The sequence below is a fragment of the Streptomyces sp. NPDC090442 genome, assembly GCF_044769405.1.
GTDB lineage: Bacteria > Actinomycetota > Actinomycetes > Streptomycetales > Streptomycetaceae > Streptomyces.
The window spans coordinates 1-8,029 of record NZ_JBIVXW010000145.1 but is presented as its reverse complement, the minus strand read 5'-3'; the positions used below and the strand labels follow the sequence as shown (position 1 = coordinate 8,029).

Here is an 8,029-nt window from a genome sequence, read left to right as displayed (position 1 = left end):
CTGTCCATCGTCCGCTCCGTGGCCCGCGCCCACGACGGCACCATCACCGCCGAACCCCGCGAGGGCGGCGGACTCGACATGCGCGTCGTCCTGCCGCTCTGACGGCGACGACAGGGCCCCTGTGCGGCCGGTGGCGGCGCGCGTGGGCGGCGGTGGCCCCAGGGGCCACCGCCGCATGCGAACGTCCGTCCGACGGCTGTCTATAGATCATGTGCCGGCTGTACGTTGGCCGGCTCCGGGATTCCGCCCGCCCGTCCGTTCTTCCGGTTTGACGGGGAGGGGGGTCTCCGGGGATCCTTCGCCGGAGTTCGCTTTGCGCGGAATTCGGCGGGTCCGCCCGCCGCTCGGAACGTGTGTGATCCCTCACAGAGGCCCCTTTCCGGCCATCTACGTTCCGTGATCAAAATGCCTGGTGGAAAGCCGGGAAAATCCTGGTTTCCAGGGGCCCTGATCACGGGAAGTACACGTGATGGGCTGCGCGAGGTGCGACATTCGGACCGTGTACGGTCCTGATCGCCATCCAAACCGATCACCTCTTCAGGGGTGCGGTTGGGTGTCGATTGAGTAACAGACCTTGATGTGAGGCAAAATCTCCGCCTCAGGTCGGGCACAAGTCCGGCCTCTCACGCGTTACGAGCGCTGAGACACCGCAGACACCCAGAGGGGGAGAGCGACAATGGCTACGGATTACGACACTCCACGCAAGACCGATGACGACCTCAACGAGGACAGCATCGAGGAACTGAAGTCGCGGCGGAACGACAAGTCCGCCTCGGCCGTCGACGTCGACGAGTTCGAGCAGGCCGAGGGCCTGGAACTGCCCGGCGCCGACCTGTCCAACGAAGAGCTCGCGGTTCGTGTGCTGCCCAAGCAGCAGGACGAGTTCACCTGCATGAGCTGCTTCCTGGTCCACCACCGCAGCCAGCTGGCTGCCGAGGACAAGAACGGCAACCCGATCTGCCGCGACTGCGCGGCCTGACCGGTTACGCCGTGTCAGGCGTAAACCCGTTCCGTAAGGGCCGCAAGGGCGGCAACGGTCCGGCGGCCGGCGCACGATCACGCGAGAAAACAGCGCCCGTGCCCGCCGACCCGACCGCCCTCCCCGAGGAGCGGATGACCGGCGAGCCGAAGTGGCGGGGCCGGTCGGCCTCGTTCGCGGGCGCGGCCGTCCGCGGCGCCAGGAAGGGCCGCGACGGCGTACGGTCCGCGCTCGGCGTGATCGCCGACCGGATCATCGCCACCGCCCCCAGGATTCCGGTCCGCGACCTCACCACCTTGCGCGCGCAGTTCCCCGGACTGACCCCCGAGGAGCTCGCCGACAAGTTGGTGGCAGGCGCCTGTGCGGGCACCGCCACCGTCGGCGCGGGTGTCGGCGCGGCCGCCATGCTGCCCGTCCCGCCCGCCGTGCCCGCGGAACTCGCCGCCGAGGTCGCGGGCGTTGCCTCGGTCGAGATCAAGCTGATCGCCGAGCTTCACGAGGTATACGGGCTGCGGCCCACGGGGAACCGCACCCAGCGCACCGCCGCCTACCTGACGTCCTGGACGCAGGAGCGCGGTATCGACATCGCCAAGCCCGCCTCGCTCAACGTCGCGCTCGGCGGGCCGATGCGGCGCGAGCTGCGTCAGCAGATCATGAAGCGCACCCTGCGCAATCTGCCCAACCTCACGCCGTTCCTCATCGGCGCCGCGGTCGGCGCGTTCCTCAACCGCCGCGACACCCGGAAGCTCGCCGAGAAGATCCGCGCGGACCTGCGCCGCCACCAGATCTCTTGGGACGCCCTCCCGGACGCCCCGACCGGTCAGTCGCGCGCCGCCGAGAGCGCCGCGACCAGCCGCTCCGGCTCCCGCGTCGACACATAGGCGTACGGCGTCGGGTCCTCGGGGTCGACGATCTCCACCCGGACCGCCGTCGGTACGTAGCTCCGCAGCACCATGAAGGCCCGCGCATCCGCCTTGTGCGTCCGCCAAGCCATCGCCTCCGCGGCGTCCAGCGCGTGAGCCTCGCCCAGCGCCGACACCGGGATCTTGGCGTCCCCGGCGACCAGTGCGCCGCCGACCACCCGGATCCGCACCGAGCCGTACGAACTGACCGCGACCGCGGACAGCGCCCCGCCGCCGATGAGCCCGCCGAGCATCGGCAGCGTCCCCAAGGGGAGCAGCATCAGGGCGCAGGAGACGCCGATGAGCGCGGCGATCACCCACCAGGAGCGGGGTGCGGTGAGACGTTCTTCGTACGACTGCATGGGTCCAGCTTGGCACGGCGGCACGCGCCCCTTACGCGCGCGGGTAGGGTCTGCACTCGTGAGTGGAACTGACCAACCCAGGACGCGGCTGACGCCACCCGAGGACGCCACGGCCCCGGTCCGGCACCCGGAGGCACCGGCACCCGGTGAACTGCTCGGAGCGCACTACGACCGGTGCTTCGGTTGTGGCGCGGGCCAGCCGCACGGGCTGCACCTGGAGGCCCGGGCCGGCGACGGCGTGCGCGTCACCGCCGAGTTCACCGTCAAGGAGGCCCACCAAGGCGCCCCCGGCCTCGCGCACGGCGGCGTGCTGGCCACCGCGCTGGACGAGACGCTCGGCTCGCTGAACTGGCTGCTGCGGGTGATCGCGGTGACCGGACGGCTGGAGACCGACTTCACGGCGCCCGTCCCGTTGGGCACCGTGCTGCACCTGGAGGCGGAGGTCACCGCGGTGCACGGCCGGAAGATCTATTCGACGGCGGTGGGTCGGATAGGCGGCCCGGAGGGGCCGGTCGCGGTGCGCGCCCGGGCCGTCTTCATCGAGGTCAAGGTCGACCACTTCATCGACAACGGAAGGACCGAGGAGATCCAGGCGGCGATGGCCGACCCGGACCAGGTCAAGCGAGCGCGTGCCTTCGAGGTGAACCCGTGAATCAGCGACGGAATCCGGTTGATGTGCTGCTGCGCCGGCTGGACCCGGACGTTCCCGTTCCGGGCTATGCGCACCCGGGCGACGCGGGCGTCGACCTGGTGACCACCGAGGCCGCCGAGCTGGCACCGGGGGAGCGCACCGTCCTCCCCACCGGTGTGTCGATCGCGCTGCCCGACGGCTACGCGGCGTTCGTGCACCCGCGATCCGGGCTGGCGGCCCGCTGCGGATTGGCGCTGGTGAATGCCCCCGGGACGGTCGATGCCGGGTACCGTGGAGAGATCAAGGTGATCGTGGTCAATCTGGATCCGCGGGAGAGCGTGCGGTTCGAGAAGTACGACCGGATCGCCCAGTTGGTCGTCCAGCAGGTCGAGAAGGTGCGCTTCCACGAGGTGGCGGAACTTCCCGGCTCGGCGCGGGCCGAGGGGGGATTCGGGTCCACCGGCGGTCATGCGGCGGTGGACGGCTCCACGGGCGGGAATGAATACGCATCGGTCGTTGGCGACCGGGAAGGACAGTGACGTGTTCGGACGTCGCAAGAAGAACGAGGCTCCTGTAGAGCCCGCCGAGGACACGGCGCTCGCCGAAGAGACGACGGACGGCGAGAACGACGACGCGACGCAAGCGCGGCTCAACCTTCCGCCCGCGCCGCGCCCCGACGGCCCCTGGGACGTGTCGGAGGTCAAGGAGCCCGGCGAGGGTCGGGTGGACCTCGGCGGCCTGCACGTCCCCGGCGTCGAGGGCATGGAACTGCGGGTCGAGGTCGCCGGCGACGCGATCGTCGCCGCGACGATCGTCCTCCAGGACAGCGCCGTGCAGTTGCAGGCGTTCGCCGCCCCCAGGAGCGAGGGCATCTGGGGCGAGGTCCGCGAGGAGATCGCCACCGGCATCACGCAGCAGGGCGGCGTCATCGACGAGGTCGAGGGGCCGCTCGGCTGGGAGCTGCGCGCCCAGGTGCCGGTGCAACTGCCGGACGGGACCAACGGCGTGCAGGTCGTGCGCTTCGTCGGGGTGGACGGCCCGCGCTGGTTCCTGCGCGGTGTGATCTCCGGGCAGGGTGCGGTGCAGCCGCAGGCCGCCGGGGTGCTGGAGCACATCTTCCGGGACACCGTCGTCGTGCGCGGCGAGGCCCCGATGGCGCCCCGCGACCCGATCGTCCTCAAGCTGCCCGACGACGCTCAGATGGTGCCGGACGGGGTTCAGCAGGACCCGGCCGAGGGGTCGCGCTTCGGCGGCGGCGTGGAGCGCCTGGAGCGCGGGCCGGAGATCACCGAGATCCGCTGACCCGCGGTCGGCGCGACTGGGGTACTACGACACCGCGATTACGCTGCGCCAACGCCCCGGCAACGGCTCAAACATGACGGTTGAGAGGGGCCGTACTCCCGTAAGGGGGGTACGGCCCCTTCTTGTTTGTGCAGGTCAGATCAGACTGCGTAAGAAAACCGTCAACGGAACGCTAATGGCCGTAAGGGAGGCGTCAACAAGGCTCAAGTGGCGGAAGAACGGCGCTTTGCTCTAGGGGTCCAATTCCGTCTGCCCATCTAGGAGCACACGATGGCCGACGTGGCCTTCGTCGTCGTCACCCTCGCTGTCTTCGCAGTGGTGGCTCTCGTCGCCAAGGGGGTGGCGAAGCTGTGACCATCGAGAACATCGTCGGCCTCATCGTGGCCGTCGCCCTCCTCGGGTACCTGGTCCTCGCCCTCGTTTTCCCGGAGAGGTTCTGAGGTGTCGACAGCTGCAACCGCAGCGGGCCACATGAGCCCCGCTCTCGCCGGCGTGCTCCAGTTGACGGCGCTCATCGCAGCGCTCGCCCTGGTGTACCGCCCCCTCGGCGACTACATGGCCGCCGCCTACAGCTCCCCGCGTCATCTGCGCGTGGAGAAGGTCATATACCGCTGCATAGGCGCCAACGCGGACACGCAGATGCGTTGGCCCGCGTACCTCCGCGGTGTCCTCGCCTTCTCCCTGGCCGGGGTGCTCTTCCTGTACCTGATCCAGCGGATCCAGGGCGGGCTGCCGCTCTCCCTCGGATTCGCCTCCATCAGCCCCGACCAGGCCTTCAACACCGCCGCTTCGTTCGTCGCCAACACCAACTGGCAGTCGTACAGCGGTGAACAGGCCATGGGCCACGTCGTCCAGACCCTCGGGCTCGCCGTCCAGAACTTCGTCTCCGCCGCCACCGGCATGGCCGTCGCCATCGCCCTGGTCCGCGGTTTCGCCCGCTCCCGCACCGGTGAACTGGGCAACTTCTGGGCCGACTTGGTGCGCGGCACGATCCGCGTCCTGATCCCCATCGCCGTCGTCGGCGCGATCGTCCTCGTCGCCTGCGGCGCCATCCAGAACTTCGCCGGCATCCACGAGGTCGGCCAGTTCATGGGCGGCGCCCAGCAGACCAACGGTGGTGCGGTCGCCTCCCAGGAAGTCATCAAGGAACTCGGCACCAACGGCGGTGGCTACTTCAACGCCAACTCCGCCCACCCGTTCGAGAACCCCAACGCCTTCACCAACCTCTTCGAGATCTTCCTGATCCTCGTCATCCCCTTCTCGCTCACCCGCACCTTCGGCAAGCTGGTCGGGAACGTGAAGCAGGGCTACGCCATCCTCGCCACCATGGGCGTCATCTGGCTCGGCTTCACCGCGTTGATGATGTGGAGCGAGTTCGCCCACGGCGGGCCCGCGTTGCAGGCCGCCGGCGCCGCGATGGAGGGCAAGGAGAACCGCTTCGGAGTCGGCTCCTCCGCCATCTTCTCCGTCGCCACCACCCTCACCTCGACCGGAGCCGTCGACGCCTTCCACGACTCCTTCACGGCCTTCGGCGGCGGCATCCAACTGCTCGGCATGATGCTCGGCGAAATCGCCCCCGGCGGCGTGGGGTCCGGCCTCTACGGCATGCTCGTCATGGCCGTGATCGCCGTCTTCATCGCCGGCCTCATGGTCGGTCGCACCCCCGAGTACCTCGGCAAGAAGATCGGCACCCGCGAGATCAAGCTCGCCGCGTGCTACATCCTCATCACCCCCACCCTGGTCCTCGGCTTCACCGCCGCGGCCATGGTGCTTCCCGACGCCGTCGGCTCGATGCTCAACACCAAGGCACTGGGCGCAGGGCCCCACGGCTTCTCCGAAGTCCTCTACGCCTACACCTCCGGCGCCAACAACAACGGCTCCGCCTTCGCCGGACTGAACGCCAACACCCCCTGGTACAACACCACGATCGGCCTGGCCATGCTGCTCGGCCGCTTCCTCCCGATGGTGTTCGTGCTCGCCCTCGCCGGTTCGCTCGCCGAGCAGCAGCCGGTCCCCGAGACCGCGGGCACCCTCCGTACCGAGAAGCCGCTCTTCGCTGGGCTGCTCGTCGGCACGATCCTGATCATCACCGGTCTGACCTACTTCCCGGCGCTCGCCCTCGGGCCGCTGGCGGAGGGACTGTCATGACCGTCCCCGTGAAACCGGAGGAGCCCGGCTCCATGTCCACCGCAACACCGACCCGCGCTCCAGAACAGGACGACACCAGCGGGCAGCAGCCCGGAGACGGCCGTGTGGGCGGCGGTCTCTTCGACCCCAAGCAACTCGTCACGTCGCTGCCGGACGCCCTGCGGAAGCTGAACCCGCGGGTGATGGTCAAGTCGCCCGTCATGTTCGTCGTCGAGGTCGGCTCCGTCCTCACCACGATATTTGCCTGCCTGTCACCTTCCGACTGGTTCGGCTGGGCGATCGCCGTCTGGCTGTGGCTGACCGTCATCTTCGCCAACCTCGCCGAGGCCGTCGCCGAGGGCCGCGGCAAGGCGCAGGCCGACACCCTCCGCAAGGCCAAGACCGACACCGTCGCCCGCCGCCTCAACGGCACCGACGAGGAGCAGGTACCCGGCACCGAACTCCGCGTCGGCGACCTCGTCGTCTGCGAGGCCGGCGACATCATCCCCGGCGACGGTGACGTCGTCGAAGGCGTCGCGTCCGTCGACGAGTCCGCCATCACCGGCGAATCCGCGCCCGTCATCCGGGAGTCCGGCGGCGACCGCTGTGCCGTCACCGGCGGCACCAAGGTCCTCTCCGACCGCATCGTCATCAAGATCACGACGAAGCCCGGCGAGACCTTCATCGACCGGATGATCAACCTGGTCGAGGGCGCGGCACGGCAGAAGACGCCCAACGAGATCGCGCTGAACATCCTTCTCGCGTCCCTCACCATCGTCTTCCTGCTGGCGGTCGTCACCCTCCAGCCGTTCGCCATCTACGCCGGCGCCGAGCAGCCGATGATCGTGCTGCTCGCCCTGTTGGTCTGCCTCATCCCGACGACCATCGGCGCGCTCCTCTCCGCCATCGGCATCGCCGGCATGGACCGCCTGGTGCAGCGCAACGTGCTCGCCATGTCCGGACGCGCCGTCGAGGCGGCTGGCGATGTGTCGACATTGCTGCTCGACAAGACCGGCACCATCACCTACGGCAACCGTCGCGCCGCCGAGTTCGTCCCCGTCCCCGGCGCCGACGAGACGGAACTCGCCGACGCCGCCCAGCTCTCCTCGCTCTCCGACGAGACCCCCGAGGGACGCTCCGTCGTCGAACTCGCCAGGGAGAAGTACGCGCTGCGCGAGGGTGAGTTCAACGCCGACACGTTGACGGGCGCCGAGTGGATCCCGTTCACCGCGCAGACCCGGATGTCCGGCGTCGACGTCGACGGCCGCAAGATCCGCAAGGGTGCCTCCGGCTCCGTTCTCGCCTGGGTCCAGGAGCGCGGTGGCGAGGCCACCGAGGACGCCCGGCAGCTCGCCGACACGATCTCCCAGGCCGGCGGCACCCCGCTGCTGGTCGCGTTGGAAGACGAGAGCGGCCCCCGCGTCCTCGGCGTGATCCACCTCAAGGACGTCGTCAAGGACGGCATGCGCGAGCGCTTCGTCGAGCTCCGCAAGATGGGCATCAAGACGGTCATGATCACGGGTGACAACCCGCTGACCGCCAAGGCCATCGCGGAGGAGGCCGGCGTGGACGACTTCCTCGCCGAGGCCACCCCCGAAGACAAGATGGCGCTCATCAAGCGCGAACAGGCCGGCGGGAAGCTGGTCGCGATGACCGGTGACGGGACGAACGACGCCCCGGCGCTGGCGCAGGCGGACGTCGGTGTGGCGATGAACACCGGTACCTC

General features: G+C 69.4%; 9 protein-coding genes. 8 read left to right on the top strand and 1 reads right to left on the bottom strand.

The window, feature by feature from the left end:
* Positions 1-676 precede the first annotated feature (676 nt).
* Positions 677-979, top strand: a complete 303-nt coding sequence (locus tag ACIQU6_RS43230) for a DUF4193 domain-containing protein (RefSeq protein WP_016575747.1) — start codon at positions 677-679, stop codon at positions 977-979.
* A 98-nt stretch (positions 980-1,077) separates the two neighbouring features.
* Positions 1,078-1,860, top strand: a complete 783-nt coding sequence (locus tag ACIQU6_RS43225) for a hypothetical protein (RefSeq protein WP_403487979.1) — start codon at positions 1,078-1,080, stop codon at positions 1,858-1,860.
* Here the strand turns inward: ACIQU6_RS43225 and ACIQU6_RS43220 are convergent.
* On the bottom strand, positions 1,800-2,243 hold the full coding sequence (locus tag ACIQU6_RS43220; protein ID WP_403487977.1) for a DUF3093 domain-containing protein: 444 nt from the start codon (positions 2,241-2,243) through the stop codon (positions 1,800-1,802). The two genes, ACIQU6_RS43225 and ACIQU6_RS43220, sit on opposite strands and share 61 nt — an antisense overlap.
* Positions 2,244-2,301: 58 nt before the next feature.
* On the opposite strand from ACIQU6_RS43220, the gene ACIQU6_RS43215 reads away from it, so the two are divergent.
* From ACIQU6_RS43215 to kdpB, 6 genes are all read left to right on the top strand, one after another.
* Positions 2,302-2,895 carry a PaaI family thioesterase gene (locus ACIQU6_RS43215; protein ID WP_403487975.1) on the top strand — a complete coding sequence of 198 codons (594 nt, stop codon included), beginning with the start codon at positions 2,302-2,304 and terminating at the stop codon, positions 2,893-2,895.
* Entirely contained in the window at positions 2,892-3,413 is a 522-nt protein-coding gene (gene dut, locus ACIQU6_RS43210) for a dUTP diphosphatase (protein ID WP_403487973.1), read from the top strand. The genes ACIQU6_RS43215 and dut overlap by 4 nt, the downstream gene beginning before the upstream one ends.
* A complete protein-coding gene (locus tag ACIQU6_RS43205; protein WP_403487971.1) occupies positions 3,373-4,176 on the top strand; it encodes a DUF3710 domain-containing protein in 804 nt (267 codons plus the stop codon). Before dut ends, ACIQU6_RS43205 begins: the two co-directional genes overlap by 41 nt.
* A 350-nt stretch (positions 4,177-4,526) precedes the next feature.
* Positions 4,527-4,616 (top strand): K(+)-transporting ATPase subunit F, encoded by a 90-nt coding sequence (kdpF, locus tag ACIQU6_RS43200; RefSeq protein WP_016575741.1) that lies wholly within the window; start codon positions 4,527-4,529, stop codon positions 4,614-4,616.
* Positions 4,617-4,647: 31 nt separating this feature from the next.
* Positions 4,648-6,324 carry a potassium-transporting ATPase subunit KdpA gene (gene kdpA / locus ACIQU6_RS43195; protein WP_403487983.1) on the top strand — a complete coding sequence of 559 codons (1,677 nt, stop codon included), beginning with the start codon at positions 4,648-4,650 and terminating at the stop codon, positions 6,322-6,324.
* A gap of 32 nt (positions 6,325-6,356) precedes the next feature.
* A partial coding sequence (kdpB, locus tag ACIQU6_RS43190) for a potassium-transporting ATPase subunit KdpB (RefSeq protein ID WP_403487981.1) occupies positions 6,357-8,029 on the top strand: 1,673 nt, incomplete at its 3' end.

What these genes read in the sequence shown, in the direction of transcription:
- ACIQU6_RS43220 (WP_403487977.1), bottom strand. Translation starts at nt 2,243, where the DNA reads ATGCAGTCGTACGAAGAACGTCTCACCGCACCCCGCTCCTGGTGGGTG.
- ACIQU6_RS43230 (WP_016575747.1), top strand. Translation starts at nt 677, where the DNA reads ATGGCTACGGATTACGACACTCCACGCAAGACCGATGACGACCTCAAC.
- ACIQU6_RS43205 (WP_403487971.1), top strand. Translation starts at nt 3,373, where the DNA reads ATGAATACGCATCGGTCGTTGGCGACCGGGAAGGACAGTGACGTGTTC.
- kdpA (WP_403487983.1), top strand. Translation starts at nt 4,648, where the DNA reads ATGAGCCCCGCTCTCGCCGGCGTGCTCCAGTTGACGGCGCTCATCGCA.